Source organism: Paraburkholderia atlantica, from assembly GCF_000092885.1.
Classification (GTDB): Bacteria; Pseudomonadota; Gammaproteobacteria; order Burkholderiales; family Burkholderiaceae; genus Paraburkholderia; species Paraburkholderia atlantica.
In genome coordinates this window covers 1705853-1732130 of the sequence record NC_014118.1, presented here as the reverse complement: position 1 = coordinate 1732130, position 26278 = coordinate 1705853, and the positions used below count along the sequence as shown (strand labels likewise).

The 26278-nt window shown below is 64.5% G+C and carries 27 protein-coding genes; 16 read left to right on the top strand and 11 right to left on the bottom strand.

Annotated features, from left to right (window positions below; all coding sequences use genetic code 11):
• The first annotated feature begins 241 nt into the window (after nt 1–241).
• The 4 genes from BC1002_RS23835 to BC1002_RS23820 all read left to right on the top strand — a co-directional run bounded on the left by BC1002_RS23835 (nt 242) and on the right by BC1002_RS23820 (nt 4634).
• Nucleotides 242–1027, top strand: coding sequence for an SDR family oxidoreductase (locus BC1002_RS23835; RefSeq protein WP_013092561.1), 786 nt, complete (start codon nt 242–244; stop codon nt 1025–1027).
• 64 nt (nt 1028–1091) lie between these two features.
• Entirely contained in the window at nt 1092–2174 is a 1083-nt protein-coding gene (locus tag BC1002_RS23830) for an ABC transporter ATP-binding protein (RefSeq protein ID WP_013092560.1), read from the top strand.
• A 96-nt stretch (nt 2175–2270) separates the two neighbouring features.
• On the top strand, nt 2271–3134 hold the full coding sequence (locus tag BC1002_RS23825) for a MurR/RpiR family transcriptional regulator (protein ID WP_013092559.1): 864 nt from the start codon (nt 2271–2273) through the stop codon (nt 3132–3134).
• Nucleotides 3135–3398: 264 nt separating this feature from the next.
• The gene (locus BC1002_RS23820) at nt 3399–4634 is read left to right on the top strand and encodes a YbfB/YjiJ family MFS transporter (protein ID WP_013092558.1); all 1236 of its coding nucleotides are present in this window, start codon (nt 3399–3401) and stop codon (nt 4632–4634) included.
• A 23-nt stretch (nt 4635–4657) separates the two neighbouring features.
• Here the strand turns inward: BC1002_RS23820 and BC1002_RS23815 are convergent, their stop codons facing one another.
• The 4 genes from BC1002_RS23815 to BC1002_RS23800 are packed head-to-tail and all read right to left on the bottom strand — an operon-like array spanning nt 4658 to nt 8157.
• A complete protein-coding gene (locus BC1002_RS23815) occupies nt 4658–5032 on the bottom strand; it encodes a GtrA family protein (RefSeq protein WP_013092557.1) in 375 nt (124 codons plus the stop codon).
• Nucleotides 5029–5778, bottom strand: coding sequence for a class I SAM-dependent methyltransferase (locus tag BC1002_RS23810; RefSeq protein ID WP_013092556.1), 750 nt, complete (start codon nt 5776–5778; stop codon nt 5029–5031). The genes BC1002_RS23815 and BC1002_RS23810 overlap by 4 nt, the downstream gene beginning before the upstream one ends.
• A gap of 17 nt (nt 5779–5795) precedes the next feature.
• Complete coding sequence (locus BC1002_RS23805; RefSeq protein WP_013092555.1) at nt 5796–6857, bottom strand: glycosyltransferase family 2 protein; 1062 nt, start codon at nt 6855–6857, stop codon at nt 5796–5798.
• A 13-nt stretch (nt 6858–6870) separates the two neighbouring features.
• Complete coding sequence (locus BC1002_RS23800) at nt 6871–8157, bottom strand: glycosyltransferase family 87 protein (RefSeq protein ID WP_013092554.1); 1287 nt, start codon at nt 8155–8157, stop codon at nt 6871–6873.
• 618 nt (nt 8158–8775) lie between these two features.
• On the opposite strand from BC1002_RS23800, the gene BC1002_RS23795 reads away from it, so the two are divergent.
• The 11 genes from BC1002_RS23795 (at nt 8776) to BC1002_RS23745 (ending at nt 17941) form a co-directional block, all read left to right on the top strand.
• Nucleotides 8776–8991 (top strand): hypothetical protein, encoded by a 216-nt coding sequence (locus tag BC1002_RS23795; protein ID WP_018435758.1) that lies wholly within the window; start codon nt 8776–8778, stop codon nt 8989–8991.
• 100 nt (nt 8992–9091) lie between these two features.
• Nucleotides 9092–9262, top strand: a complete 171-nt coding sequence (locus tag BC1002_RS23790; protein ID WP_013092552.1) for a Flp family type IVb pilin — start codon at nt 9092–9094, stop codon at nt 9260–9262.
• Between the two features lie 69 nt (nt 9263–9331).
• Complete coding sequence (locus BC1002_RS23785) at nt 9332–9502, top strand: Flp family type IVb pilin (RefSeq protein WP_013092551.1); 171 nt, start codon at nt 9332–9334, stop codon at nt 9500–9502.
• Nucleotides 9503–9532: 30 nt separating this feature from the next.
• Nucleotides 9533–10075, top strand: a complete 543-nt coding sequence (locus BC1002_RS23780) for an A24 family peptidase (RefSeq protein ID WP_013092550.1) — start codon at nt 9533–9535, stop codon at nt 10073–10075.
• 36 nt (nt 10076–10111) lie between these two features.
• Nucleotides 10112–10942, top strand: coding sequence for a Flp pilus assembly protein CpaB (gene cpaB, locus BC1002_RS23775; protein WP_013092549.1), 831 nt, complete (start codon nt 10112–10114; stop codon nt 10940–10942).
• A gap of 100 nt (nt 10943–11042) precedes the next feature.
• Nucleotides 11043–12947, top strand: a complete 1905-nt coding sequence (locus BC1002_RS23770) for a type II and III secretion system protein family protein (protein ID WP_013092548.1) — start codon at nt 11043–11045, stop codon at nt 12945–12947.
• 21 nt (nt 12948–12968) lie between these two features.
• Nucleotides 12969–13283 carry a hypothetical protein gene (locus BC1002_RS23765; RefSeq protein ID WP_013092547.1) on the top strand — a complete coding sequence of 105 codons (315 nt, stop codon included), beginning with the start codon at nt 12969–12971 and terminating at the stop codon, nt 13281–13283.
• A gap of 21 nt (nt 13284–13304) precedes the next feature.
• The gene (locus BC1002_RS23760; protein ID WP_013092546.1) at nt 13305–14516 is read left to right on the top strand and encodes a CpaE/TadZ family protein; all 1212 of its coding nucleotides are present in this window, start codon (nt 13305–13307) and stop codon (nt 14514–14516) included.
• 36 nt (nt 14517–14552) lie between these two features.
• Nucleotides 14553–15914 carry a TadA family conjugal transfer-associated ATPase gene (locus BC1002_RS23755; RefSeq protein ID WP_013092545.1) on the top strand — a complete coding sequence of 454 codons (1362 nt, stop codon included), beginning with the start codon at nt 14553–14555 and terminating at the stop codon, nt 15912–15914.
• Between the two features lie 52 nt (nt 15915–15966).
• Nucleotides 15967–16944 carry a type II secretion system F family protein gene (locus BC1002_RS23750; RefSeq protein ID WP_013092544.1) on the top strand — a complete coding sequence of 326 codons (978 nt, stop codon included), beginning with the start codon at nt 15967–15969 and terminating at the stop codon, nt 16942–16944.
• 28 nt (nt 16945–16972) lie between these two features.
• A complete protein-coding gene (locus BC1002_RS23745; protein WP_013092543.1) occupies nt 16973–17941 on the top strand; it encodes a type II secretion system F family protein in 969 nt (322 codons plus the stop codon).
• 52 nt (nt 17942–17993) lie between these two features.
• Here BC1002_RS23745 and BC1002_RS23740 read toward each other — a convergent pair whose 3' ends face one another.
• From BC1002_RS23740 to BC1002_RS23715, 6 genes are all read right to left on the bottom strand, one after another.
• Entirely contained in the window at nt 17994–18635 is a 642-nt protein-coding gene (locus BC1002_RS23740; protein WP_013092542.1) for a trimeric intracellular cation channel family protein, read from the bottom strand.
• A complete protein-coding gene (locus BC1002_RS23735; protein WP_013092541.1) occupies nt 18632–18829 on the bottom strand; it encodes a hypothetical protein in 198 nt (65 codons plus the stop codon). Before BC1002_RS23735 ends, BC1002_RS23740 begins: the two co-directional genes overlap by 4 nt.
• 59 nt (nt 18830–18888) lie before the next feature.
• Nucleotides 18889–19344, bottom strand: a complete 456-nt coding sequence (locus BC1002_RS23730) for a MarR family winged helix-turn-helix transcriptional regulator (RefSeq protein WP_013092540.1) — start codon at nt 19342–19344, stop codon at nt 18889–18891.
• 104 nt (nt 19345–19448) lie between these two features.
• Nucleotides 19449–19976, bottom strand: coding sequence for a GNAT family N-acetyltransferase (locus tag BC1002_RS23725; RefSeq protein ID WP_013092539.1), 528 nt, complete (start codon nt 19974–19976; stop codon nt 19449–19451).
• A complete protein-coding gene (locus BC1002_RS23720) occupies nt 19973–20560 on the bottom strand; it encodes a helix-turn-helix domain-containing protein (RefSeq protein WP_013092538.1) in 588 nt (195 codons plus the stop codon). Before BC1002_RS23720 ends, BC1002_RS23725 begins: the two co-directional genes overlap by 4 nt.
• An 82-nt stretch (nt 20561–20642) precedes the next feature.
• Nucleotides 20643–21821, bottom strand: a complete 1179-nt coding sequence (locus BC1002_RS23715; protein WP_013092537.1) for a M23 family metallopeptidase — start codon at nt 21819–21821, stop codon at nt 20643–20645.
• A gap of 685 nt (nt 21822–22506) precedes the next feature.
• Between BC1002_RS23715 and BC1002_RS23710 the strand changes: the two genes are divergently transcribed.
• The gene (locus BC1002_RS23710; protein ID WP_013092536.1) at nt 22507–24723 is read left to right on the top strand and encodes a beta-glucosidase family protein; all 2217 of its coding nucleotides are present in this window, start codon (nt 22507–22509) and stop codon (nt 24721–24723) included.
• A gap of 58 nt (nt 24724–24781) precedes the next feature.
• On the opposite strand, the gene BC1002_RS23705 is transcribed toward BC1002_RS23710, so the two are convergent.
• Nucleotides 24782–26104, bottom strand: a complete 1323-nt coding sequence (locus BC1002_RS23705) for a metal-dependent hydrolase family protein (RefSeq protein WP_013092535.1) — start codon at nt 26102–26104, stop codon at nt 24782–24784.
• Nucleotides 26105–26278 lie beyond the last annotated feature (174 nt).

The following is a 26278-nucleotide window of genomic DNA, read 5'->3' as shown; positions in this document are numbered from 1 at the left end:
AAAATAGCTTGTCACGTAGGGTCTGCGATATTTTTTCCTCGGTGATTTTGTGCATAAGATGCTGGAAAGCATGGGGTATTCTGCATTGCGCGATGGTTTGAAAACCCACTCTTCGGGATGACCGGGCAGTCGCCGAAAAACGCTTTTGTAAGAAATTTACAGCGTTGCGCGCTACGCAAGCCGGGTGGCGCAAGGCGACGGCAAGACGGCCGAATCGGCCGGGCGAACGAGCGAGGAACACATGGATCGTGTCGTATTGGTAACGGGCGCATGCGGCGGTATCGGCAGCGTGTTGTGCGAGCGCTTCGTCGAGGCGGGCGACACCGTGCTCGCGCTCGACATCGACGCGGCCGCGCTGCAAGCGCTGAGCGCGCGTCTCGGCGCACGCCAGGGCGCAGACAGGATCGTGCCGGTCGCGGTCGATCTCGGCGACGCCGCCGCGGTGCAGCAAGCGGTGGCCGCGGCGGTCGCGCAGCGCGGACCGGTCGACGTGCTGGTCGCGAACGCGGGCGCGGCGCTCGGCGCGTCGCTCGCAACCACCGACGCCGCGAGCTGGCAGCGCGACATCCATCTGAATCTGAACGGCACGTATCACACGGTCGAGGCGGTGCGCGCGTCGATGATCGAACGGCAGCGCGGCGCGCTCGTGCTGATCGGCTCGGTGAACGGTCTCGCCGCGCTCGGTCATCCCGCGTATAGCGCCGCGAAGGCCGGCTTGATCAGCTATACGAAGGCGCTCGCGATCGAGCTGGGCCGCCACGGCATTCGCGCGAACATCGTGTGTCCGGGTACCGTGAAGACGCAGGCGTGGCAGGCGCGGGTCGACAAGAATCCGCAGGTGTTCGAGGACCTTAAGAAGTGGTACCCGTTGCGCGACTTCGCGACGCCCGACGACATCGCCGACGCGGTGCTGTTTCTCGCGTCGCCGCAAGCGCGCGTGATCACCGGAGTCGCGTTGCCGGTCGATGGCGGCTTGATGGCGGGCAACCGGCTAATGGCGCAGGAGTTGACGCTCGAATCGTTCTGAGCCGCGCGCCGCGCGCGCACTACGACACCCGCAATACAACACGCAGCAAGACAATGAGGACAGCATGGCAGCAGTGCAACTGAGCGGCATCTTCAAACGCTATGGCGATACCCAGGTCGTGCACGGCATCGATCTCGACATCGACGACGGCGAGTTCGTCGTGCTGGTCGGTCCGTCGGGCTGCGGCAAGAGCACGCTGATGCGGATGGTGGCCGGGCTGGAGGAAATCAGCGGCGGCGATCTGATGATCGGCGGCACGCGCGCGAATACGCTCGCGCCGCAGCAGCGCAATATCTCGATGGTGTTCCAGAGCTACGCGCTGTATCCGCATCTGTCGGTGTATGAAAACATCGCGTTCGGTCCGAGAATCCGCAAGGAATCCGCGGAGAAATTCAAGCCGCGCATCGATGCCGCCGCGAAGATGCTGAACCTCAGCGGCTATCTGGACCGTTTGCCGCGCGCGCTGTCGGGCGGTCAGCGGCAACGCGTCGCGATGGGCCGCGCGGTGGTGCGCGAGCCGTCGCTGTTCCTGTTCGACGAGCCGCTGTCGAATCTCGACGCGAAGCTGCGCGTGCAGATGCGCACCGAAATCAAGGCGCTGCATCAGCGCCTGAAGAACACGGTGATCTACGTCACGCACGATCAGATCGAAGCGATGACGATGGCCGATCGCATCGTCGTGATGAACGCGGGACGGATCGAGCAGATCGGCCGTCCGCTCGAACTCTATGACCGGCCGGCGAATCTGTTCGTCGCGAGCTTCCTCGGCTCGCCGTCGATGAATTTCGTCGAGGGCGTGATCGTCAATCGCACCCCGGGTGAGGGCCTCGCGTTGAAACTCGCGGACGGCAGCGAGGTCGCGCTCGAACGCACGCCCGCGTCGGCCGTGGTCGGTGCGCAGGCCACGCTCGGCGTGCGGCCCGAGCACATCGAGATCACGACGCAGATACCGGATGCCGCGCTCGACGTCGAAGTGATCGAGCCAACTGGCGCCGAGACGCACTTGTACGGGAAAATAGGCGGCTCCGCGTGGTGCGTGACGACGCGCGAACGCTCGAAGATCGAGCCCGGTCAGCGCGTTGCGTTGCGTCTGCCGGCCGAACATATTCATCTGTTCGATACGGAGAGTGGGCGCAGGCTGGTCTGAACCGCGTGATTCGAACCCGGTTCGATCAGGCCGATTGAAGCCGAAGAAGCTGCGAGCGACGCGGATCCATATGAAACAGCCCCTAAGGAACACCGGGTGTCCGCACCGAACTTGATTCCCCATATCCGCAACGCACTCGCGAGTCTGCGGCCCGCCGAGCGCAAGGTCGCCGACATGGTGCTCGCCGACGTCGACTTCGCGATGCGCGCGAGCATCACCGATCTCGCGCAGCGCGCCGAAGTGTCCGAGCCTTCCGTCACGCGTTTTTGCCGCGCGATCGGTGCGCACGGTCTGCGCGACTTCAAGATGCAGCTCGCGCAGAGTGTGGCCGGCGGATTGCCGTATGCGTCGACCGCGGTTGCGCGCGACGACGACGTGCAGACCTTAATGGACAAGGTCGGCGAAGCGGCGATCGACGGCATTACGCATGCGCGCGGCGCGCTCGATCCCGCGGTGGTCGAAAGCGCGATCGCGGCGCTTGTGAGCGCCCGGCGCGTGTTTTTCTTCGGTGTGGGTTCAGGTTCGGGGCTCGTCGCGCAGGATGCGGCGCTGCGGTTTTTGCGCATCGACATCGCGGCGGCCGCGTTCACCGATGGTCATTTGCAGCGGCTTTACGCGGGCCTGATGGAGCCCGGCGACGTCGCGTTTGCGATCTCGCATTCGGGGCGCAGCGTCGAAGTCAACGAAAGCATCCAGATCGCGAAGGAGCGCGGCGCGACGACGATCGCGCTGACCAACGTCGGCTCGCGGCTCGCATGGCTGGTCGATATTCCGCTGCTGCTGCGCGTGGCGGCTCCGATCGATCCGAATACGCCGGGCGTGTCGCGGCTCGTGCATCTGTGCATCATGGATGCGCTCGCGATCGGCGTCGCGCTGAAGGCCGGGCCCGAGACACTGGAAAAGATGCGCCACGCGAAAGCGCGGCTCGTGCCGCATGAGCCGGAAGGGGCGGGCGGGTAGAGCGCGCTGGAAGCGCTAGTGTGCAGTCCTTTTCGGTCAGCCGATCATCGATACCTTGTCCACCGATGCGCGACCGTTGCCGCCGCGCGAACCTTGCCCCCCATCGGCAGATCGATCAACTGCCACGTGCCGTGCCTCGCGGGTTCGAGCGAGAAGCTCGCGGCGAAACGTCTCTCCCGGCTATCATGGCAATCTGCCGCATACGTCCAACTCATCGTCCGATCAGAACCGGCTCGCAGCGTTCTCGTTCAGGTCCGTCCGCCCATGTCCTCCCGTTCCGCCGACACCGCATCGCACGCTCCAACCACGATACCCGCCCAACGTCTGCCGACACTGCTGCTGGCCGCCGCGCTATCGCTCGGCAGCGCGGCAGCGCTCGGTTTCGCGCGCTTCGCCTACGCGCTACTGTTGCCGGCGATGAAGCTGGACCTCGGCTGGAGCTTCGCGCAGGCCGGCGCGATGAATACCGCGAACGCCCTCGGCTATCTGCTCGGCGCGCTGGTGTTTCCGCGCCTCGCGCGCCGTTGGTCGGCGGGGGCGCTGTTCGCGGCCGGTTGCGTGCTGACCGCGCTGTTGATGGCGGGCAGCGGCCTCACCGCCAGCACGGATGCGCTGCTGACACTGCGCGTGATCACCGGCGCGAGCAGCGCGGCGATCTTCATCGGCGGCGGCGTGCTCGCGGCGCGGCTCGCGTCGGCGCGTCCGCGCGACGCGGGGCTCGTGCTGGGCCTGTATTACGGCGGCACCGGCTGGGGGATCGTCGCGTCGTCGGTGCTGGTGCCGGTGACGATCCTTGATGCCGTCCACGGCTGGCAGTTCGCGTGGTTCGCGCTCGCGGCGGCCTGCGCGTTGTTCGCCGCGGTCGCGATCGGCGCGTCGCGCAGAATCGAGCGTGCACATATGAGCGCGGCGGCTGCCGCGCATGCAGCCGGCGCCACCTCCGCGCCGGGTTGGCCGCATTACGCGGCCGCGCTCGCGGGCTACGGACTGTTCGGCGTCGGCTATATCGGCTACATGACCTTCATCGTCGCGCTGCTGCGCAACGCCGGCATGAGCGCGGCGGTCGTCACCGGCTTTTATCTGCTGCTCGGCGCGGCGACCGTAGTGTCGGCGCGGATCTGGTCGACGCTGCTCGATCGCATGCGCGGCGGCCAGGCGCTCGCCGTGCTCAACGCGCTGCTAGCGATCGCGACACTGCTGCCTGCGCTCTTCACCCAGCCGTGGGTCGCGTTCGTTTCGGGCACGCTGTTCGGCGCGACGTTCCTGTCGGCGGTCGCATCGACGACCGCGTTCGTGCGCCACAATCTGCCCGCGAGCCACTGGGCGAAGGGCATCAGCGCCTTCACGATCGTGTTCGCGTTCGGACAGATCGTCGGGCCGGTCGTGATCGGCTGGGTATCGGATGGCGCCGGGCTCGCGCGCGGGCTCGTGTATTCGGCGTTGCTGCTGGGGGGCGGCGCGGTACTCGCGGCGTGTCAGAAGGCGTTGCGCACGGCGTGAGCCGCGTTACGTGTGCTTCGTATTCAGCGATACGTCCAGCACCGATGCGCAATGAACGTGAGCGGCGGCACCACGCACACGACGAGCGCGATACCGAGCATGGGCGGGCCGCCCGCGAGCTGCGTCAGCCGCGATACGAGCGCGGTCAACGTCAGGCCGCCCAGCGATACGAGCATGAACCGCCCAGCGTTCATCAACGCGGGCAGCGCCGAAAAACTCCAGAACGTGTTCAACAGATACGAGGCCGCCGTCGCCCATGTAAACGCGATCGCGTTGGCCCACGCCGGCGACATGCCCGCGTCCGCGATCAGCGTCAGCGCAATGCACACGTGCAGGCCGGTCGCGATGACGCCGCTCGCGCCAAAGCGCATCAGCTTGACCCGTTCCACCGGCATCATCGCGACGCTCCCTCGCGCTTGCGTAGGACCGCGAACAGCGATACGCCATAAGGCAGCGGCGCATGCGCGAGCCAGTGGCGCTCGGCGCTGAAAACGCGGTACAGCGCCGCGTTGAGCGGCCACGGTGGGATCGCGTCGCCGCTCGAATGCTTGCGATGCAGCAGCCGATCGGCCCAACGCGCGACCACCGCGATCGGATACAGCAACGTGTTGAAATAGCTGATGCGTTCGACTTCGTAGCCCGCCGCAGCCGCGCAGCGCATCAGCGAGACGCGGCTATAGCGGCGATAGTGGTGCAGGAAAACATCGTGCGCACTCCACAGATGTTGTCCGGCCGGCACCGTCACGACGATGCGGCCTCCAGGCGTCAGCAGGTCGCGCATGCGCGCGAGCGAGCCGGCGTCGTCGGCGATATGTTCGAGGCAGTCGAAGAAGCAGATCAGGTCGAAGCGTTCGCCGTTGAACGGCACGTCGTCGGGGCAGTGGCCGGCGCGGATGTCGAACTGCTTGCCGGTCTTGCGCGCGCTCAGCGCCCGAGCGGTCGGGTCCATCTCGAGGCCGCTGACGGTGCCGAAGCCGGCGAGCATGTCGAGGTTGCCGCCGGTGCCGGAGCCCACTTCGAGCACGCGTGCGCGGCGCGGTAACGCGAGCCGTTCGAGCAGCGTGCGCAGCACGTCGCGCCGCGCGCGAAACCACCAGTGCCCGGCTTCGGTCTCGGCCATTTCGAGATATGCATCGGGAGACATGATGAAGTCCTCCGCTTTCAGTGGCCGACTACGCGAAACCGCGGCGCGGCACGCCTGCGTGTCAGCTCGACGCGCCCCACATGGGCCGCGCGCGCATCCTGGCGCACGCCCGGCAACATGCTGACCTTGCTCTTCGCCTGATAGCGACGCCGTACCAGATAAACGGGCCGTTCCTTCGACTCGTAGTAAATGCGGCCGACGTATTCGCCGATCACGCCGATGCCGATCAGCTCGATGCCGCCCATGAACAGCATCACCGAGATCGTCGACGCGTAACCGGGCACCGGATTGCCCGACCACAGCGTGCGGCCGATGACGAACCCACCGTAGACGAACGCAAGCGTCGCGATGGACAGTCCGATATAAGTCCAGCTGCGCAACGGCACCGTGCTGAAGCTCGTGATGCCTTCGAGCGCGAAGTTCCACAGCCGCCAGCCGGAGAACTTCGAGTGACCGGCGCTGCGCGGTTCGCGTTCGTATTCGACGATCACAGTGCGATAGCCGACCCACGCGAACAGGCCCTTCATGAAGCGGCGGCGCTCTGGCAGGCTGCGCAGCGCATTGACCACCTGACGATCGATCAGCCGGAAGTCGCCGACATTCTCCGGCAGCTTCACTTCGGACAGCGCGTTGTGCACGCGATAGTAGAGCGCGGCCGCCGTGCGTTTGGCGAACGTATCGCACAGCCGGTTCGTGCGTTTGGCGGCGACCACTTCGGCGCCAGCGCGCCAATGCTCGACCATCACCGGGATCAGGCTCGGCGGGTCCTGAAGGTCCGCGTCGATTGGAATCACCGCATCGCCGAATGCTTCGTCAATGCCGGCGGTCAGCGCCGCTTCCTTGCCGAAGTTGCGCGTCAGGTCGATCACGCGAATGCGCCGGTCGCGGCTGCTCTGCGCGATCAGCCGATCGAGCGTCGCGTCGCTGCTGCCGTCGTTGATGCAGACGATCTCGAAGCGCGTGCCGTCGATCGATTCGAGCACCGGCACGACTGCCGCGAAGAAGCGTTCGACCGCGTCCTGCTCGTTGTAGAACGGCACGACGAGCGAGATCAGTGGCGTAGTTGTATGAGTTGGCATCACGCTTCCCCGTTTATCGAATGATTCGAGCCGCGTGCGAATAGGCGAGGGCGGCGCGCTCGTCGCGTTCTTCGTCCTTTACGCGCACGCGGCGCACGACGATCAGCAGCACCAGCAGCAGAACGATCGGGCCGATCTGCGGCAACTCGGCCGTGCGGTTGAAAAGTTCGTAGACCGGCAACAGCCACGCGAGTGCAATCACGCTCTGCTCACCGCGCAGCCAGCCTTTGTCGAGGCCGAGCGCGATCAGGCTGGCCGTCGCGATGCCGAGCCACGCGAGTTCGTAGTGCCACACGTATGGGTTCGTCAGCAACGTAGCGACGACGAGGCTCGACGCGCGCAGCCGCGTGTCGCGCGTGTTTCGCCACACGTGCCATGCGGCCGCCGCGGCTATGAGTCCAACGCAGGCCTGGGCCGCAAAGGCCGCGACGATCGGCGCGCCGCCCTCGCGCAGCACAGCGAACACGGTCGGCGACGCGAGCCAGTAGCCGCGGCATTGTTCGAGCAGCGTCTCGCGCGCAATGCCGGTGTTGACGAAGAAGAGCCGCACCGATTGCACGCCGCAGACCAGCACGCTGACCACGCCGAACAGCGCCGCGCTGAACGCGGCGGCCGCCAGCGTGCGCCATGCACGCGCGGCAATCAGCACGAGCGGAAATAGCACGGCCATCTGCGGCTTGATCGCGAGCAGGCCGAGGCACAGCCCCGCGCGTACCGGATGGCGACGCAGCCAATGCAGTGTCAGCGCGGCGATGCCCGCGGTCAGCAGCGAGTTCTGGCCGAAGAGGGCTGTCACGAACACGCACGGCGAGACCGCGACGACGAACCATGCGAAGCGCGATCCTCTGAAGCTGTCGGCAAGGCCCGACACACGCAACGTGCCCGCACTGAGCAGCGCGATGCCGCCGCCGACGAACACGAAGTACATCACGAGCCGCGGCAAGAGCGCGAGCGGCGAGATCAACACGAGGAACGTCGGTGGATAGAGCCACGGCATCACGCTGTCGTGGCTGACGTTCGTGAAGAGCAGCCGCTGAAGCTTGTCGAACGATGCATGGTCGTAGACCTGCATCGCCGAACCGTGCAGCAGTCCATACGAGGCCGACCAGAAAATCGAAAAGTCCTCACCGGGACGCGTGAGGCGCTGGTCGGTGAAGCCGTGACTCGCATAGGCCCACAACCCGATGATCACCACGTACAACACGCACATCCCGCTGCAGTAGAAGACGATGCGCTCATGCGTGAGCCAGCCGTGAATCTCGCTGTCGCCGCTGCGCATGCGTAGCTGTGATGCGTACATGATCCCCGCCCCCGTGTGGTCCGGATCGGGTCTGTCGACCCTCCGTTCGTTCTGTTTATCGATTCCGTCTTGTATGTGTCTGCGCGTGACATCGAATCAAAATCTGTGTCGTTGCGCTGAACCGGTCAGCTCATTGTTGGCGGAAATTTATGCGACTTTCAAGCTCGCGTTTTCCTCGCCGCGAGTCGTGCCCTGCCGATTCACCCAAATAGCGGGCCAAACGGTCAGCTTTATGTGCGCCAACGCACCAAGCCGTCTCAGCGATGAGACGCTTTGGACCAGAGCGCCATTCGGCAAGGCCGATTTCTCAGCGATATTTCGTTTTTACCGGCTCAGGGAAAGTCCTGGCCAAAAAATGCCGAGCCTTGCCGGGCGGGACTTTACGCGTTCCGCGAAGTGTTCGACGGGCCATACAAAACGTTGCGGATTCGGACATTCCGGACGCGAAGAGGGCGCGAGGCTGGAGGCCAGTCGGCTCGAACTCGCGTCGTTACGCTGTTTTCGCCAAGCTGGTCTCGTCCTTGCAATGGGGAGTGCGCGGAAGTCGACGACACGATGCTGCGGACCTGAACAGACAGCATCGGCGCCAAGAAAAAAATCACGAAAGACGGGGGATGTATGCACAACAAGTTCACGCGACTGCGCGGCGATAACAAGCCCATCAGCGGCGTACATCGTGCGGCCATGCTGCGTCAGCGGCACGCGGCCGCCATGCTGCGGCTTGCCCGGCAGCTGCCCCTTCACTTCCCGCGTTTCCTCCAGTTCGTGTCGCCAAACAGCGTTGCGACCACGCGGGCCAAACACCGCGCAACGCCGACCGTGCGGCGAGACTAACCAGCAGTTTTCCGCAGTTCCCTGCAGTGCCCGTAGTGCCATCGCCCACGCCAATCCTGGTAACGGGTTCCATTAGTTAGTCTTCCACAGGAGTCGAATCATGAAGAACATCATCGCCACCGCAGCCCGTTTCGTTCGTGACGAAGACGGCGTGACCGCCATCGAATATGGGCTGCTCGCCGGCCTGATCGCGCTGTTGATCATCGGTGGCGTCACGCTGCTCGGCCAGCATCTGCAGACGATATTCAACAACCTCGCGGACTCGGTCTGAGTCGCGGTGCCGACGGACGGGCCTGGCGCTTCGTCCGTCGCCTTTCCCACTCGAAAAAGGAGATCTGACATGAAGAACCTGTTGGCTCGCGCGGCACTTTTCATGCACGACGAAGACGGCGTGACCGCCATCGAATACGGTCTGCTCGCCGGCCTGATTGCACTGCTGATCATCGGCGGCGTGACCACGCTCGGCACCAACCTCAGCGCGATTTTCAACAATCTCGCCGACTCGGTCTGACGCGGCTCGATCATCCATCACGAGGTCATCATGACGCTGCCACTTCTGCCGCCACATCCTGTACCGCTGTGCGTGATCGTGCTGGCGATCGTGGCAGCGAGCACGGACCTCACCGCGCGGCGCATTCCGAATCGCCTGATCGTACTCGGACTCTCCGTCGCGCTTGCCGTGCAGATGTCGATTCACGGGCCGCTCGCCGGCGCGCTCGACTGGCTGAGCGGCGCCGCCTGCGGCTTCGCTTTGCTGATGCCGTTCTATCTGCTGCGCGGCATGGCTGCCGGCGACGTGAAGCTGCTGATGATGATCGGCGCATGGGTTGGGCCCGCGCTGACCTGGCGGATCGCGCTCGCTACTTTTCTGATCGGCGGACTCTGGTCGCTGCTGATCGTGCTGTGCCGCGGCAGATTCGCGCGCTTGCTCGCGAATCTGCGGCAACTGATCGGCGGGCTCGCCGTCGCGCCGCTCAGACGACCGAGCCTGATCGATGCGCGGTCCGGATCGGTCGGGTCGATTCCCTACGGCGTTGCGATTGCGGCCGGCACCCTCGGAATGCTGTTCGCGGCCGCGCCGTAGCCGGACGTTTCCACTGAACGATGCGGGAGTGTTGCCATGAAAAACAGTCGGGCTTTAGTGATGCTGACGATCGCCGTGCTGGCGGGCCTCGCGGCCGTGAGTTTCGCCTCGCGCTGGTTGCTGCAGACATCGTCGGCCGCGGTGACATCGGTTGCGGTGGCGTCGTCGGACATCAGTCTCGGCCAGCCGCTGAACCAGAACCTGATCCACATGGTCAGCTGGCCGACTTCGAGCGTGCCGCCCGGTGCGTTCGCCGACAGCAAGGCGCTCGAAGGACGCGTGCTGCTGACGAGTCTCGCGCCCGGCGAGCCGGTGCTCGAATCGAAGCTTGCGCCGCAGGGCACCAAGGGTGGCCTGTCCGCGGTGATCGGCGAAGGCCATCGCGCGATCACGGTGCGCGTCAATGACGTGGTCGGCGTCGCGGGCTTCGCGTTGCCGGGCAACTACGTCGACGTGATCGTCAACACGCAGCAGGCGAACAAGACCGACGCGTCGCAAAGCATCTCGAAGATCGTGCTCGAAAAGATCCTCGTGCTTGCGGTCGCGCAGCGGGTGAGCCGCGACGACACCGCGCCGAAAGTGGTCAACGCGGTGACGCTCGAAGTGACGCCCGAGCAGGCCGAGAAGCTCGACCTCGCGCGCAGCGTCGGCACGCTGTCGCTGGTGCTGCGCAACCAGGTCGACAAGCAGACCCCGAGCACCGGCGGCGCGACCAAGCTGACCTTGCTCGACGTGCCGGTGCCGGCTTCGGCTCCGGCTGCACCCGAAGTGCATCCAGTGCGCACGCACTATGCAGCACGTCCGGCGCCCAAGCGCGATTGCGTCGGCGTGCTGTCAGGGGTGACGGGCAGCGTCGAATGTTTCTAGCGCGGTCGCGGCGTGCCGGTTTTTGAGTGACGCCGCGATCTGAATCAGAAGTCAATCAAGAGACGTCTCGGTTCACCTATCGAGCGACGGGGGCAGCAACATGAAAACACAACAACGGTTCTCATCCGGTGGCGGCAAGCATTGCCGCTCGCTTGGCGGCACGGTGCTCGCCGCGGCGCTATGCGCCGGATTGACGGCTGCGCACGACAGCGCGGCACAAACGATGGCCGCCGCGCAAATGCCGCCGGGCTGGGGCGCGCAGGCCGCGCCGCTACCGGTCGGCCGGGGCGCCGTGCCGATGCTGGTCAGCAACACGCCAATGCCGACCGGCGCGACGAGCGGCCGGATGGTCGCCCCCGCGCAGCTGACCGGGCCGAACTGCACCGGCGAGATTCGCGACGAGTCGAACGTGTCGGTGGCGGTCGGCAAGTCGATCCTGGTTCCGCTCGTCGAGCCCGCGCGCAACCGCACGCTCGGCAATCCGGTCGTCGCGCAGGCGACGCTCGTGTCGCAACGCACGCTGTACGTGGTCGGCATGAGCGTCGGCACCACCAACATGATCGTGCAGGGCCGCAGCGGCGCTTGCCAGATCATCGACGTGAGCGTCGGCGTCGATGCCGAAGGGCTGCAACGCACACTCGCGCAATTGTTGCCGAACGAGCGCGGCATCCGCGTGTCGAGCGCGGCCGGCAACCTCGTGCTCGCGGGCCGCGTATCGAGCGGGCAAGCCGCGCAGCAGGCGATGAGCATCGCCGGCGCTTACGCGGGTGCGCAACCGACGCAGCAAGATCAGTCGAGCACCGCGAGCTTTGGTAACGGCGGCTCGATCTCGCAGCAAAGCTCGAGTGTTAGCAAGGGCTCCGAAGTCATCAACATGATGACGGTCGATTCGCCGCAACAGGTGATGCTCGAAGTGAAGGTCGCCGAGGTATCGAAGACGCTGCTCAATCAGTTGGGCGCGGCGGTCAACATCCAGGGCGGTTTCGGTTCGTGGACCGGCGCGCTGGTGAGCAGCCTGCTCGCCGGTGTCAGCAGCGGGGTCGCGGTGAGCAAGGCGAACAACCGGCCGTTCAATATCGCCGTGGACGCGCAGAAGAGCGACAGCCTCGGCAAGATTCTCGCGGAGCCGAACCTCGTCACGCTGAGCGGCCAGGAGGCGTCGTTCCTCGCGGGCGGCCGGGTCTTCATTCCGGTGCCGCAAAGCAACGGCACGGGTGGCTCGACGATCACCCTGCAGGAAGAAGAGTTCGGCGTCGGCCTCAAGTTCACGCCGACCGTGCTCGCCGGTAGCCGCGTGAATCTGAAGGTCGCGCCGGAAGTGTCGGAGTTGTCGCCGACCGGCGTCACCGTGCAGGCGACCGGCACGAGCAGCACCGCGATCCTGCCGCTGATCACGACACGGCGCGCGTCGACGACGGTGCAGATGAACGACGGCGAGAGCTTCGCGATCGGCGGGTTGATCCAGAACAACATCACCGGCGCGTTGAAGGCGCTGCCCGGCATCGGCGAAGTGCCGGTGCTCGGGGCGCTGTTTCGCAGCACGTCGTTCCAGCAGGATCGCACCGAGCTGATCTTCATCGTCACCGTGCATCTGGTGAAGCCGCTGCCGCCGGGCGACTATCCGCTGCCGACCGATAGCTTCACCGGCGTGTCGGACGGCACGGTCTACGCGACCGGCAACATGGAAGGCCGCCGGCCCACTGCGAGCCCGAACGCGCCGCAGATGCCCGCGCAACCGCAAACGCAACCGGCGGCGCCCGCACCGGCTCCGACGCCGGCACCGGCGGAAGGCTCGGCCGCACCCGCCGCGCTGCTGCCGCGCGACACCCAGGCGGACCGGCCGGCACCGTCGGCGGCGATGCCACCGACCGACAAGACGACAACCGCGGCAACCCCGGCAGCAACGGCAACGCAAGCGCAAACCAACGCCGAACCCACGCTCGCCAAAGTCGATGCCGCGAGCCCAGGCAACCCGACGCTCAAGGCCACCCGGCTCAACCCGTAACGCGCCGCGAAGGAGACTCTCATGAAACTCGAACATCTTCTGATCACGCGCCGCGCGGCGTTGCTGCTGACGGTGTGCGCCACGCTGAGCGGTTCGTTGAGCGGCTGCATGTCGAGCTCGCCGATCTGGGACGCGCACGTCGGCGACGCCGTGCGCACCGTAACGCAGATGCAGATCATCGATCCGCATGCGGGCGAGCACACGCCGTCGACGCCAGGCGTCGACGGCAAGGCCGCGGTCGCCGCGCAGCAGCAGTACGACAAGTCGTTCCAGACGCCGGCCACGACGTTCAATCCGTTCGTGATCGGCATCGGCAGCAGCGGCGGCAGTCAGTGATGGCGGACGCGGGGGAACATCATGATCAACATCCTGGCTCTCTCTGAAGACGGCGCACGGCTCGCTCAGATCGCGCATCTGAGCGGCGAAGCCGGCGACTACCGGATCACGCGCGCGATGGGCACGCCGTCGCTGCTCGGCGAACGCGGCGACACGCTCGATGCGTTCGACGTGCTGATCGTCGACGCCGCGTCGCTGAAGGACGCGGAACTCGCGGTGGTGGAGCGGCTGCATCGCGAGCATGGGCGGCTCACCTGCATCCTGCTGATTCCCGACGCGTCGCCGCAGACGCTGATCGCCGCGATGCGCGCGGGCTTTCGCGATGTGTTGAACTGGCCGCTCGATTCGCGCCAGTTCGGCGACGCGTTGCAGCGCGCACAGGCGCAGTGCCTGCAAGGCGGCGCGCGCGACACGCGGATTCTGTCGTTCGTGTCGTGCAAGGGCGGCGCGGGCACCAGCTTCGTCGCCGCGAACGTCGCCCATGCGATCGCGACTCTGCCGCAGAAAAAGCGCGTCTTGCTGATCGATCTGAACCAGCAGTTCGCCGATGCCGCTTTCCTGGTCTCCGACCAGACGCCGCCGTCGACGCTGCCGCAAATCTGCGCGCAGATCGAACGCATGGATGCAGCGTTCTTCGACACGAGCCTCGTGCACGTGAGCGACAGCTTCCATATCCTCGCCGGCGCGGGCGACCCGGTGAAGGCGGCCGAGGTCAAGGAAGACCGTCTCGAGTGGCTGCTCGGTGTCGCCGCACCGCATTACGACTTCGTGCTGTTCGATCTCGGCCAGACGCTGAACCGGCTATCGATGCTCGCGCTAGATCGCAGCGACCAGATTCATCTCGTGCTGCAGGCGAGCATGCCGCACGTGCGCGCCGGCCGCCGGCTGCAGGAGATTCTGTGCTCGCTCGGCTACGCACAGGAGCAGATGCGGCTGATCCTGAACCGCTATACGCGGCATGGCGAGCGGCCGCGCGCGGCGCTCGAATCGGTGCTCGGCATGAGCGCGTTTCAGGTGATCCCCGAGGATGCCGAAACGGTGACCGATGCGATGAACCAGGGACTGCCGGTGTCGAAGACCGCGCGCGGCAGCGGGGTTGCGCGCAGCCTGCAGACGCTCGCCGAAAACATCGCGGCACGCGCGACCCAACCGGGCCGTTCGCGCGCGAAGGGCGAGTCGCTGTTCGGGCGGCTGCTCGGCCGTCAGCCGTCGCCGAAACTCGAAACGCTTTAACGCTCCAACGCCACACGATCAGAACAGGGGAACGTCATGTCGCTTCGTGAGCAGATTTCCGCGCAACGCGTGCAGCCGCTGGGCGAACGTCAGGACCCGGCGGGCGCCGGCATGTTGCGCGGCGCTTACCAGAAACTGAAACGCGAAATTCATCAGGCCGTGCTCGAACGCGTCGAGCTCGAACGGCTGTCGAGGTTGCCGCCCGAGCAGGTCCGCCAGGAGATCGCGACGCTGATCGGCCGCATTCTCGAAGACCAGAAGGCGCCCGCCAACGATCTCGAACGCCGGCAACTCGTCGGCGACGTGCACGACGAAATGTTCGGCTTCGGTCCGCTCGAAGTGCTGCTGCGCGACCCGACCGTGTCCGACATTCTGGTGAACACGCATCGTCATACCTACGTCGAGCGGCGTGGCCGGCTGGAGCCGACCGACGTGACCTTCTACGACGACGCGCATCTGATGAAGGTGATCGAGAAGATCGTCTCCGGCGTCGGCCGCCATATCGACGAATCGAGCCCGATGGTCGACGCGCGTTTGCCGGACGGCTCGCGCGTGAACGCGATCATCCGGCCCTGCGCGATCGATGGTCCGTTGCTGTCGATTCGCCGTTTCGCCGCCAATCCGTTGCAGGTTGCCGACCTGATCGAATTGCAGAGCCTGACGCCGCCGATGGCCGAAGTGCTCGACGCGCTCGCGCGCGCGAAGGTGAACATCCTCGTGTCGGGCGGCACGGGCAGCGGCAAGACCACGCTGCTGAACGTGCTATCGGGATTCATTCCGGGCGACGAGCGCATCGTCACGATCGAGGACGCGGCCGAACTGCAGCTGCGCCAGCAACACGTGCTGCGGCTGGAGACGCGTTCACCGAACATCGAGGGACGCGGCGAGATCACGCAGCGCACGCTGGTGCGCAACGCGCTGCGGATGCGCCCCGACCGCATCATTCTCGGCGAGGTGCGCGGCGCCGAAGCGCTCGACATGCTGAACGCGATGAACACCGGCCACGAAGGCTCGCTGTCGACGATCCACGCCAACACACCGCGCGACGCGCTGACGCGGCTCGAAAACATGATGACGCTCGGCGGCCTGTCGCTGCCGACGCGCACGATGCGCCAGCAGATTTCGTCGGCGATTTCGGTGGTCGTGCAAGCCACGCGTTTGACCGACGGGCGCCGCAAGATCGTCAGCATTTCGGAGCTGACCGGCATGGAGGGCGACATGATCAACATGCAGGAGATCTTCGTGTTCCGCCGCTCAGGCGTCGATACGAAGGGCAACGTGCGCGGCCATTTCTGCGCGACCGGCGTGCGGCCGAAATTCGCGGAGCGTTTGCAGGCATTCGGCGTGGCGCCGTCGGAACAGATCTACGATCCGGCGCGGCGCTTCGAGACGACATGACGTGCAAGGGCAACGCGCACAGACCCCTTGCCCGGTGTTTCAGGAGACTTGCATGAGCCCGATTTTCTACGCGTCGATCATTCTGTTGTTCGCGGCCGTGGTGCTCGCGACGGGCGGCGTCTACGAGTATTGGAACAGCCGGCACGGCCCGGTCGCGCGCCGCGTCGATTCGCGGATTCGCGCGGTATCGGCCGGCGGCCCGATGAGCCGGCAGCGTCTGTCGATTCTGAAGACGCGCACGATGGCCGAGTCGGCAGTGCTCGCGCGGCTGCTGCTGCGTATTCCGCGCGTGCATGCGCTCGATCTGTTTCTGCAGCAGTCGGGGCTGTCGTGGTCGGTCGGTCGATTCTTCGGCACCTGCGCGGTGTTGCCGCCGTTTGTGCTGATCGTGGGTGCAAGCCTGAGGGTGCCTTGGGTCTTCACGGCTGGCGCCGCCGCTTTATGCACGTTGCTGCCGATCGTCTACGTGCAGCGGCGTCGCCACCGGCGGATTCGTCAGCTCGAACGGCAACTGCCGGACGTTTGCGACATGCTGTCGCGAGCATTGCGCTCGGGCCATGCGTTCACCGGCGCGATCGATATGGTCGGCGCCGAGTTCACCGAGCCGATGAGCGGCGAGTTCCGCATCGTGTTCGACGAGATCAACTACGGCGTGTCGATCAGCGAGGCGCTGACGAATCTCGCGACTCGTGTGCCGATTCGCGATCTGCGCTACTTCGTGATCGCCGTCGTGATCCAGCGAGAGACGGGCGGAAATCTCGCCGAAGTGCTCGACGGCATCACCGCGCTGATCCGCGACCGCTTCAAGCTGTTCGACAAGGTTCGCGTGCTTTCCGCCGAAGGCAGGATGTCCGCCTGGGTGCTCGGCCTGCTGCCATTCGGCGTCGGCGGCGCGATGATGGCGATCAACCCCGGGTTCCTGAACGTGCTGTGGCGGGACCCGGCGGGCGTCAGAATGATCGCGGCGGCGAGCGTCGCCATGCTGTTCGGCATTCTGTGGATGCGGCACATCGTGAAGATTCGCGTTTGAGCGGGCTTGAGGTCATCGGAGAAGGACCATGCAAACACTGAACATCACGCAGATTCTGTTGCTCGCCGGCGTATTCGCGATCGTTTTCGCGGCCGTGTTCGGCGCGATGCATCTGAGCACGCCGCGCGACATGAGCCGCCGCATCGAGCAGGCGGGCGGTGCGAACGCCGTGCCGGCGCCGGAGCAACTCGACGCCGCCGCGCAGACGCCGTGGTACGAAAAGCTCGTCGAAATCTCGCAGCCGATCTCGAAGCTGTCGGTGCCGAAGGACGGCTGGGAGCAATCCGCGCTGCGCGTGCAGTTGATGAACGCCGGCTGGCGCTCGGCCAACGCCGTGCCGGTCTATCTAGCCGCGAAGACCGCGCTCGCGCTGACGTTGCCGCTGCTGGCGATGCTCGCGCTGTACGGCTCGTCGTTCGCGAGCTCGCTGCTCGAACGCGCGATCGTGCTCGTCGTGCTGGCCGCGTTCGGCTACTACCTGCCGAACGTCGTGCTGTCGCGCCGCACCGCAGCGCGCCAGCGCAGCCTCGTCGAGGACTTTCCCGATGCGCTCGATCTGCTGACCGTGTGTGTCGAAGCGGGTCTGGGCCTCGATGCGTCGCTGATGAAAGTCGGTGAGGAAATCCGCCTGCGCAGCGCGGTGGTGGCGAGCGAGCTCGAACTGATGCTGCTCGAAATGCGCTCGGGTTTCTCGAAGGAAAAGGCACTGCGCAATTTTTCGCTGCGCACCGGCGTGGAAGACATCGACTCGTTCAGCGCGATGCTGATCCAGGCCGAGCGCTTCGGCACCAGCATCGGCGCGTCGTTGCGCGTGCTGTCCGATACGCTGCGCACGCGCCGCCGGATGCGCGCCGAGGAGCGGGCCGCGAAGATTGCGCTGAAGCTGCTGTTTCCGTTGATGTTCTGCATTTTTCCGGCGCTGCTCGTCGTGCTGATGGGGCCCGCGATGATTCATATCTATCGCGATCTGCTGCCGAGCATGGCGGGCGGCGCATGACCGCTGATTCCGCAAACCTCGAACCGCAAGCTGAAGCGCGGAGAGCCCGTGATCAATTGTCGCGCGTCTCGGCCGCGCGTCTGCCCTGGAAGACCGGTAGCCGCCAGCCGTAGCGCAGCGACGCGAGCCGCACCAACACGCAAGCCAATGTCGCGAACCACGGCGTCCACCAGTCCGTCCAGCCGGCATACGCAAAGCCGACCTGCACCGCCGCGCCGAACAGCGCGGCAGACGCATAGATCTCGCGCTCGAGAATCGCGGGCACGCGAGAGAGCACGACATCGCGCATCACACCGCCCCCCACCGCGCTGACCACGCCAAGCAGAATCGCGAGTTCGGCATTGTGGCCATACGTGAGCGCTTTCTGCGCGCCCGACACCGCGAACAGACCGAGCCCGATCGCATCGAAGAACAGCACCGGCTGACGCAGCCGGCGCACCTGCGGATACGCGAGAATCGTCACCGCGGACGCGGCGAGCGTGGTGGCCAGATAGCGCCAGTTCGACAGCCCCGCCGGTGGGATCGCGCCGATGCACACGTCGCGCACGATGCCGCCGCCGCACGCGACCATAAAGGCGATCACGACGATGCCGAACAGGTCGAGCCGGCGTTGACGCGCGGCGACCGCGCCGCTGATCGCGAATACGAAGGTGCCGATCAGATCGAGAATGGTATAGACGGCGTGTGAATTCACTGAGTGGTTTCGTGTTGGTCGAGCGAGGCGCCGGCCGGGCACAGTATGGCTTCGAGACCCGTGCGCAAGGCCGGGTCGAGCACCGGTGCGAAATTCGGCGAGTGATTGCTCGGGATTTCGTTGAGTTTTTTCACGGCGAGCGCCTCGCGCAGCGCGCCGATCGCGCTCGACATCGTTTCGATCAGCTTCGACATTGGAGGTCTCCTTGTTGGCGTGAACGCCAGGGAAGGCGCGGCGAAGTGGGCACCGCCGGTCAGGATCTCGCGGGCGGTGCGCTTGCGGACTCGCTTTCGAGCAGGCTGTGCGAAAGCTTGCCGAGCAGACGTTCGAGCGTTTTACGTTCGTTCGCGCTCAGCGCCTTCGCGAGTTCGACTTCGAGCTCGGTGCCTACCGCCTCGGATGCCTGCGCAACTTCGAGGCCATGATCGGTGGCGCGTAACGCGATGCTACGGCGGTCCGACGCATGCATGTTGCGCTCGATCAGGCCGCGCGTTTCCAACTCGGCGAGGACTTTGGAAAGCAGCGTTTTCTCGATCAGCGCGCGCTGCGAAACAGCCTTGGGCGTGATGTCCGGCTCCGCGCAGACGAGGCGCAGCACGCGCAGCGCACGCACGTCGAGATCCCAGCGCGCGCGATAGACCATGTTCGCGCGGTTGGTCAGCAACGCGCTGGTCAGATCGAGCCTGAAAGTCAGGAAGTCCGAATACAAGAATTTGCTCCGCTGTCGGCCGTCGTGCGCAGTGCGCAGTGCTGGCATTATAGGTAAGTAGTTGAAATTTTCAAATACTTGCCCGGAGCGGACCGCGTGCGCAGTCAGAGCTGTTTGCAATAGAACGTGGTGGCGCAGAAGGCGCCGTCGGGCATCAGCGCGTAGTTCGGCACGCTGCCGACGAGTTGCCAGCCGGCGCGCTGATAGAGTCGCTCGGCGTCGCCGCCGGTTACGGTGTCGAGCACGAGAACCGATTTTTTCTCGTCCCGCGCGACTCGATCGAGTTCGCTCATCAGAGCGTGCGCGACGCCGCGGCGGCGTGCTTTCCTGTGCACGAGCATCTTCGCGACGTCGGCGCGATGCGGCTGATTTTCGGGTTGCGCGGTGATCAACTGCACGGTGCCGACGATGCTGCCGTCTCGGTCTTCGGCGATCAACAATGCGCGTTCTCCGCGCGCGACGCCCTCCGCGACGTTGCGCCAGAACGCGAGCGCGGTGTCGCGCGAGATCGGCAGCATGAAACTGACCGATGCTCCGCCTTCGACGCAGTCGATCAGCACGTCGGCGAGCGCATCGACGCACGCCGCCGCTTCGTTGGGGCCGACGCGCCGTATGGTCACGTTATCGCTCATTCGTTTCTCCGATCGTTGACTGGCGATGTGCTCAGCGCGACGAGATAGCGCGCGCGTTTGCGAGTGGAGTTGCGGAACACGATCGGACTGTCGAGCCGCATCGCCAGGCAGTCGCCTGTATTGAGCCGCCAACTGGTGTCGCCGATCGTGATTTCCATCGACCCTTCGAGCATCCATACCTGTTGATGGATGTCTGCGTCGCGCGCGCCGGTTTCGTAACTGACCCGCTGACCCGCGGGGAAGTTGACCTCGACCAACTGGATCGCCGAGCGCGCGGTGGGCGACAGATGACGCCGCACATAACCGGAGCTCGGGTCGGTCCATACCGGCTGCTCGGCCGCGCGACTGACCGGCGATGGCTCGGCGGCGGGTGTGCCTTCCCGCTCGAATAGCGACGCGAGCGGCACGTTCAACGCGGTTGCAAGTTTGTCGAGCACGGTCGCGGTGGGGCTGCTCTGCCCGCGCTCGATCAGCGAGATGTTCGAGCGGCTGACCTTGCTGCGTTCGGCCAGTGCGTCCAGCGACCAGTTCTGAGCGTCGCGTAGCGCTTTGACTCGCCGTGCGATCAGAGCGTTGATGTCCATGTCGTCCAGTTTAAGAGATCACGCGTCTAGTAAACTAGAGAACGCCATCTTTGTTGTCAATACCGGGCCATGACGTCGTACTTCAAGTCAACGAGCTCTTCTGCCTTTCAGCAGGATTCGGCGTGCTTTCAGCATTCGACGCCATCCGGTTCGCCGGAGTATCGAGAGGCAATGCCGCTAGTTGTTCGCGCAGAGCGCCCGTCATGCTGTCGAACGCGATCCGCTGACTGGTCGTGAGTTGCGCAGTGTCGGTTCGGCGTGTCAATGTGAGCGGATCGATCGGTTGATCATATTCACGCACCTCAAAATGCAGATGATGCCCCGTAGCCGTGCCAGTACTGCCTACCGCGCCGAGTGGTTGTCCTTCGGTCACCGGTTTGCCGATGCGCAAGTCGCGGGCAAAGGCGGACAGGTGCGCATAGTGCGTCGTGAAGCCTCGCGGATGTCTGAGTACGACGATTTTGCCGTATCCGGGTTTGAAGCCAATGAACCGCACGGTTCCTGAGGCGGCCGCGACGACAGGTGTTCCCTTCGGTGCGGCAAAGTCCACGCCAGTGTGCATCAGATGTTTGCCCTTGACCGGATGGGTCCGGTAACCGAATGGCGAACTGAGCCTAACGTAGTCGAGAGGCATGGAAAATGGCTTGGCCGCAAGCCTACCCCCGTCGAATGAATAGTAGTGTCCATCGGTGCGCCCCGGGGCGATAAACCACACGGCCTGATAGAACTCGCCGCCCGATCGGATTTCGACGGCCGTTAGACGCTTGCGCCGTGCGTCTGTAGCGTCGCGTCCATAGAGAACATGATAAGTGTCGCCCTTGCGTGCAGGCGCGGCGAGGTCAAGGCGCGGAGCAAAAAGATGCTCGATCTGCTCCCGTACATCCACCGGCACGCTAGCCCTGACCAGGGTGTCGCGCAACGTGCCTTCGATCCGCCCCGCGGATGAACCGTTGTTGGTCTCCGACATGACAAGTGGTGCAGCGTCAGATAGCCGACCGTGACTGGTTCCGCTAACAGATGCATTGACAGCCGGCGCAGTCGCTGCCTGGGCCAAAGAGGGTTCGCTTGCGCTTGATTCGTTCATGCGCCCGACGATCTCCAGTTCCGAAATCCCATCCGACGTACCCAGCATCGCAATCATGCCGCACAGCAATACGGCAGCCGCTGGATACTTGAATCGGCAATACCCCGAATGACTCAGCTTGGTGGAAGTGGTCTGAGCGCAGAAACAGGCGGGACGCAAATAGCGAAAGCGCATCATTTAAAAACTCGCAGTAAAAAAAGGGCTGCAAGGATGAATGACATCGCTTCAAACGCAGCGAAAACCCGATAAATCGACAGATGGTTCTCTTTCGCGCTTTACAACCCGGTGGGAGGAGCCTTTAGTCTACGGAGGGCGGGTAGTTGCCAGTATCGGGAGAATCTGATTTTTGAGATTAGCTCGGTGTGGACACGGGCAATTGCATGAACGTAGTCCCACCATTTTGCAGCGCAAGGCCAATCGAGCGTGTTCGGGGATGGTTTCTGCGCCGGGTATGCCGGGTTCTCGACCCTTTTGGTTGGTGCAGACCTGCGCCTGCCTGACCGCGAAGGCCCTCGATGTTCCCGTGTTTTCCGCATTCATGAAATGCCACTCAAACATCGATAACAATTTCCGTTTTTTTATTCAATTTGATTCGATAACTTTCAATTAGATAATGTAAGAAAAGCCTTGCACGCCATTACGCATAAAATCACGCATATCAGTAGAATTACCGATGCTGTAGTCAGACTACATTCATACATTACTCACCACGGAGAGTCGCTACAACCCATCCAGTTGCGCCGATTCTTCTTCCAGCAGGCAAACGTTTGCAGTCATCACTGCATGCCTGTTTTCGCGTCCGCTTTCCACCCACTCGACGCGCTCCGTTGTCCCAGAAGAGCACAATTTCGGAGAGACACCTATGCAGAAGAAACTATGGCCGGCCGTCGCGATAGCGGCGGCCGTGAGCGCTGCTGCGCACGCGGAAATGCCCCCTCCTGGTCTCGACTTCGCGCCCATGTCGACAGTGCTGAATGCGTTCGCGTCGGCAGCCGCGCATCGGCGCGCGGAAACGCTCGTCAACAAGATGACGATCGACGAAAAGCTGCAGTTCATTCATTCGGAGTACGCGATGTCCGCCGTGCCGGGCGGCGGCGCGGGCTACATTCAGGGTGTGCCGCGGCTCGGCATTCCCGACCTGAACATGGTCGACTCCGCCACCGGTTCGGGCAGCACCAACCAGCCATCGACGACCTTCCCTGCGACCCTCGCGGTGGCGGCGAGCTGGGACCGCGCGCTGTCGTGGAACTTCGGCAAGCAGATCGCGATCCAGTTGCGTCATCAGGGCTTCGGCATGGGGCTCGGCGGTGGCACCAACCTCGCGCGTGAGCCGCGCGGTGGCCGGCTCTTCGAGTATCTCGGTGAAGATCCGGTGCTTGCCGGCGAGATGCTCGCCGAGCGCACCGACGGCACGCAAAGCCAGAAGGTCATCGCGACGATCAAGCACTACATGGGCAACGAGCAGGAACACAACCGCGGCGGCGGCAACAGCCAGATCGACGAGCGCACGATGCGCGAACTCTATCTGCTGCCGTTCGAAATCGCCGCGCGCCGCGCGCAGCCCGGCAGCGTCATGTGCAGCTACAACGAGGTGAATGGCACCTATGCCTGCGAGAACTCGCACATTCTCAACGACGTGCTGAAGAACGACTGGCACTTCGAAGGTCAGGTGCAGTCGGACTGGGGCGCGGCGCATAGCACGGCACCGGCGATCAATGCCGGTCTCGACGAGGAAGAAGACGTCGGTTCGACCGTCTATCTGACGCCCACGCTGGTCAAGCAGGCGATTGCGAACGGCTCGGTGTCGACCGCGCGCCTCGACGACATGGTCGAGCGCAAGCTGTACGTGATGATCCGCACGGGCGTGATGGACGATCCGCCGAAGGGTGGCGCGACCATCGACTTCTCGGCCGCGAGAGCCTTCACCCAGTCGGTCGAAGAGCAGTCGATGGTATTGCTGAAGAACGCCAGCAACCAGCTGCCGCTCTCCGCCGGTTCGCTGTCGCGGATCGCGGTGATCGGCGGTCACGCCGACGCGGCGGTGCTGACGGGCGGCGGTTCCGGCAACACGCGCGATCCGGTGACGGGCGCGTTCGCCGGTTGCGGCGGCTTGACGTTCGGCACGTCGACGGGCTGCAGTTGGTGGACCAACCCGTGGCTGAAGCTGAACACGCCGCTCGTGTCGGCGATCAAGGCGCTGGCGCCGCAGGCTACGGTGACCTTCGCCGGCAACAGCGATCAGCAGTCGCCGTTTGCCGCCTATACGCAGCAGCAGATCTCCCAGGCTGCAACGCTGGCGGCCAATTCCGATGTTGCGATCGTCGTGGTCGCGCAACCGGCCGGCGAGGACATCGGCGATCTGCCGAGCCTGGGCCTCGCGAATCCGACCAACCAGGATGCACTGGTCGAAGCGGTTGCGGCAGCCAATCCGCATACGATCGTCGTCGTCGAAAGCGGCAACCCGGTGCTGATGCCGTGGAAGGACAGCGTGTCGGCGATCGTCGAAGCATGGTATCCGGGTGAAGGCGGCGGCAACGCGATTGCGAACGTGCTGTTCGGCAAGGTCAATCCTTCCGGCAAGCTGCCCGTCACGTTCCCGGTGCGCGACCAGGATACGCCGACGTGGGGCACGAATGGCGCGTTTGCGGCGAACCCGGTGTATTCCGAGAAGCTCGATATGGGCTATCGCTGGTACGACTCGCAGAACATCACGCCGATGTTCGAGTTCGGCTATGGCCTGTCGTACACGCACTTCGCATACTCGGGTCTATCGGTTCAGCATCTGCCGGGCGGTCTGATCGACGTGTCGTTCAACGTGCGCAACGATGGTCGCGTCGCCGGTGCGGAAGTGCCGCAGGTGTACCTCGGTGTGCCGTATCAGGGTGAGCCGCCGCGTCGTCTCGTCGGTTGGGACAAGGTTGGTCTGAACCCGGGCGAATCGCGTCGCGTGCACGTGGTCGTGACGCAGCGGATGCAGAGCGTGTGGGATACCACGAGCAACCGTTGGCGCTATGTGCCGGGCAGCTCGGTGTACGTCGGTGCATCGTCGCGCGACATCCGTCTGCAGGGGCACGGCTAAATCGTGTGACGGTGTAGCGAGCGCGGGCGCGAAGTTGCGCGCCCGCTTGTATTACCGATTACGCTTTCAGCGTGTTCTTGTAGAACTTTCCATCCTTCATCACGATTCGCAGGTTCTGCTCCGGGTTCGCGATCAGGTCGAGGTTCTCGAGCGGATTGCCATCGACGAGCAGCAGATCGGCGTATGCACCTTCTTCGAGTACGCCGAGCTTGCGCCGATACGGATTGCGGTGCCCGGACAGCGTCAGTAGTTGGCCATTGGTACCCGTTGCCATCGTCAACGCCTCGGCTCCGCTGTACCAACGCTTCATATGCGTGAGCATCCTGCCTTGGCCCGCGGCCACGGTCTGCGAAAAGATCAGGTCAGTACCGAATGCGACCTTGATGCCGTGCTTGCGCGCGAGTTTGAAAGCGCGATCGGTGCCCGCGATCACCTCAAGAAATTTCTCGCGACTCTGTGGGGCGAGCGGGCCCACGTCGTCTTCGTTGACGAACGGCTGCGTGCTCAACCACGTGCCGTTCTTCGCCATCAACGCCGCGGTCTTGTCGTCCATCAGATGACCGTGCTCGATGCACTGCACGCCTGCCGTAACGGAGCGCTGAACCGCTTCGGGCGTGTACGCATGCGAGAGGACATAGGTACCCCAGTCGGCCGCTGTTTCGACGGCCGCGCGCAACTGCTTTTCGGTAAAGGTGAGCATGTCGAGCGGACTGCGCGGCGTCGATACGCCACCGGAGCCGACCAGCTTGATCTGCGTTGCGCCCTGGATGAACTGCTCGCGCACGCGCAAGCGGATTTCGTCTTCAGTGTCGGCGATCGCGAAGCCACCGTCCCGTTCCATTTGGGTGACCTGGCTGCTGGTGCGCGGCATTTCGCTCAGTGCGCGAAAATCGCCGTGACCGCCGGTGGTCGTGATCATCGCGCCAGACGGATAGATGCGCGGTCCGGAAATCATGCCGCTATCGATCGCCTGCTTCAGCGCGAATGACGGACCGCCCGCGTCGCGTATCGTCGTGAAGCCGCGCAGTAGCGTGCGTTCGGCTTCAGCGCTTGCCGCAAGATGGACGAATGCAATGTCGGATTGAAGGATGACCTGAACCGGCACCGCCGCGAGCAGTGCATGCCAGTGCATGTCGATCATGCCGGGCATCATCACCTTGCCACCGCAATCGATGAGCGTTTTGCCGTCGCTCGAAGCCGGTTGCCCTCGACCCACCTGGCTGATGCTGTCACCCTCGACAACCATATAGAGGCCGTCACGCAACGTCGACGATTTGCCGTCGAACAAACGGAAGTTGGTGAACAGCACCGGTTTCGCGGGCGGTGCTGGCGGCACGGTGGTTTGGGCATTGCTGAGTCCGGGCAGTACCAGACTCAGCATCGAGGCGGCGAGACCAGTGACAAAGCCGCGGCGCGACAGGTCGGCACTAATACGGCGGTTCGCAAATTGCACTTGAGACTTGTCACAAAGACATGACGAAGATGGACTGACTGTTCTATTGCCAAGGTACTTTCCTGAAGGCATAGCTCACCCCGTTACGTGGATCACTGTGCA

Coding starts and splice junctions, on each gene's coding strand:
- BC1002_RS23835 (WP_013092561.1), top strand. CDS start 242: ATGGATCGTGTCGTATTGGTAACGGGCGCATGCGGCGGTATCGGCAGC.
- BC1002_RS23830 (WP_013092560.1), top strand. CDS start 1,092: ATGGCAGCAGTGCAACTGAGCGGCATCTTCAAACGCTATGGCGATACC.
- BC1002_RS23820 (WP_013092558.1), top strand. CDS start 3,399: ATGTCCTCCCGTTCCGCCGACACCGCATCGCACGCTCCAACCACGATA.
- BC1002_RS23815 (WP_013092557.1), bottom strand. CDS start 5,032: ATGATGCCGGTGGAACGGGTCAAGCTGATGCGCTTTGGCGCGAGCGGC.
- BC1002_RS23810 (WP_013092556.1), bottom strand. CDS start 5,778: ATGTCTCCCGATGCATATCTCGAAATGGCCGAGACCGAAGCCGGGCAC.
- BC1002_RS23805 (WP_013092555.1), bottom strand. CDS start 6,857: ATGCCAACTCATACAACTACGCCACTGATCTCGCTCGTCGTGCCGTTC.
- BC1002_RS23800 (WP_013092554.1), bottom strand. CDS start 8,157: ATGTACGCATCACAGCTACGCATGCGCAGCGGCGACAGCGAGATTCAC.
- BC1002_RS23795 (WP_018435758.1), top strand. CDS start 8,776: ATGCACAACAAGTTCACGCGACTGCGCGGCGATAACAAGCCCATCAGC.
- BC1002_RS23790 (WP_013092552.1), top strand. CDS start 9,092: ATGAAGAACATCATCGCCACCGCAGCCCGTTTCGTTCGTGACGAAGAC.
- BC1002_RS23785 (WP_013092551.1), top strand. CDS start 9,332: ATGAAGAACCTGTTGGCTCGCGCGGCACTTTTCATGCACGACGAAGAC.
- BC1002_RS23780 (WP_013092550.1), top strand. CDS start 9,533: ATGACGCTGCCACTTCTGCCGCCACATCCTGTACCGCTGTGCGTGATC.
- cpaB (WP_013092549.1), top strand. CDS start 10,112: ATGAAAAACAGTCGGGCTTTAGTGATGCTGACGATCGCCGTGCTGGCG.
- BC1002_RS23770 (WP_013092548.1), top strand. CDS start 11,043: ATGAAAACACAACAACGGTTCTCATCCGGTGGCGGCAAGCATTGCCGC.
- BC1002_RS23765 (WP_013092547.1), top strand. CDS start 12,969: ATGAAACTCGAACATCTTCTGATCACGCGCCGCGCGGCGTTGCTGCTG.
- BC1002_RS23760 (WP_013092546.1), top strand. CDS start 13,305: ATGATCAACATCCTGGCTCTCTCTGAAGACGGCGCACGGCTCGCTCAG.
- BC1002_RS23755 (WP_013092545.1), top strand. CDS start 14,553: ATGTCGCTTCGTGAGCAGATTTCCGCGCAACGCGTGCAGCCGCTGGGC.
- BC1002_RS23750 (WP_013092544.1), top strand. CDS start 15,967: ATGAGCCCGATTTTCTACGCGTCGATCATTCTGTTGTTCGCGGCCGTG.
- BC1002_RS23745 (WP_013092543.1), top strand. CDS start 16,973: ATGCAAACACTGAACATCACGCAGATTCTGTTGCTCGCCGGCGTATTC.
- BC1002_RS23735 (WP_013092541.1), bottom strand. CDS start 18,829: ATGTCGAAGCTGATCGAAACGATGTCGAGCGCGATCGGCGCGCTGCGC.
- BC1002_RS23725 (WP_013092539.1), bottom strand. CDS start 19,976: ATGAGCGATAACGTGACCATACGGCGCGTCGGCCCCAACGAAGCGGCG.
- BC1002_RS23720 (WP_013092538.1), bottom strand. CDS start 20,560: ATGGACATCAACGCTCTGATCGCACGGCGAGTCAAAGCGCTACGCGAC.
- BC1002_RS23715 (WP_013092537.1), bottom strand. CDS start 21,821: ATGATGCGCTTTCGCTATTTGCGTCCCGCCTGTTTCTGCGCTCAGACC.
- BC1002_RS23710 (WP_013092536.1), top strand. CDS start 22,507: ATGCAGAAGAAACTATGGCCGGCCGTCGCGATAGCGGCGGCCGTGAGC.
- BC1002_RS23705 (WP_013092535.1), bottom strand. CDS start 26,104: ATGCTGAGTCTGGTACTGCCCGGACTCAGCAATGCCCAAACCACCGTG.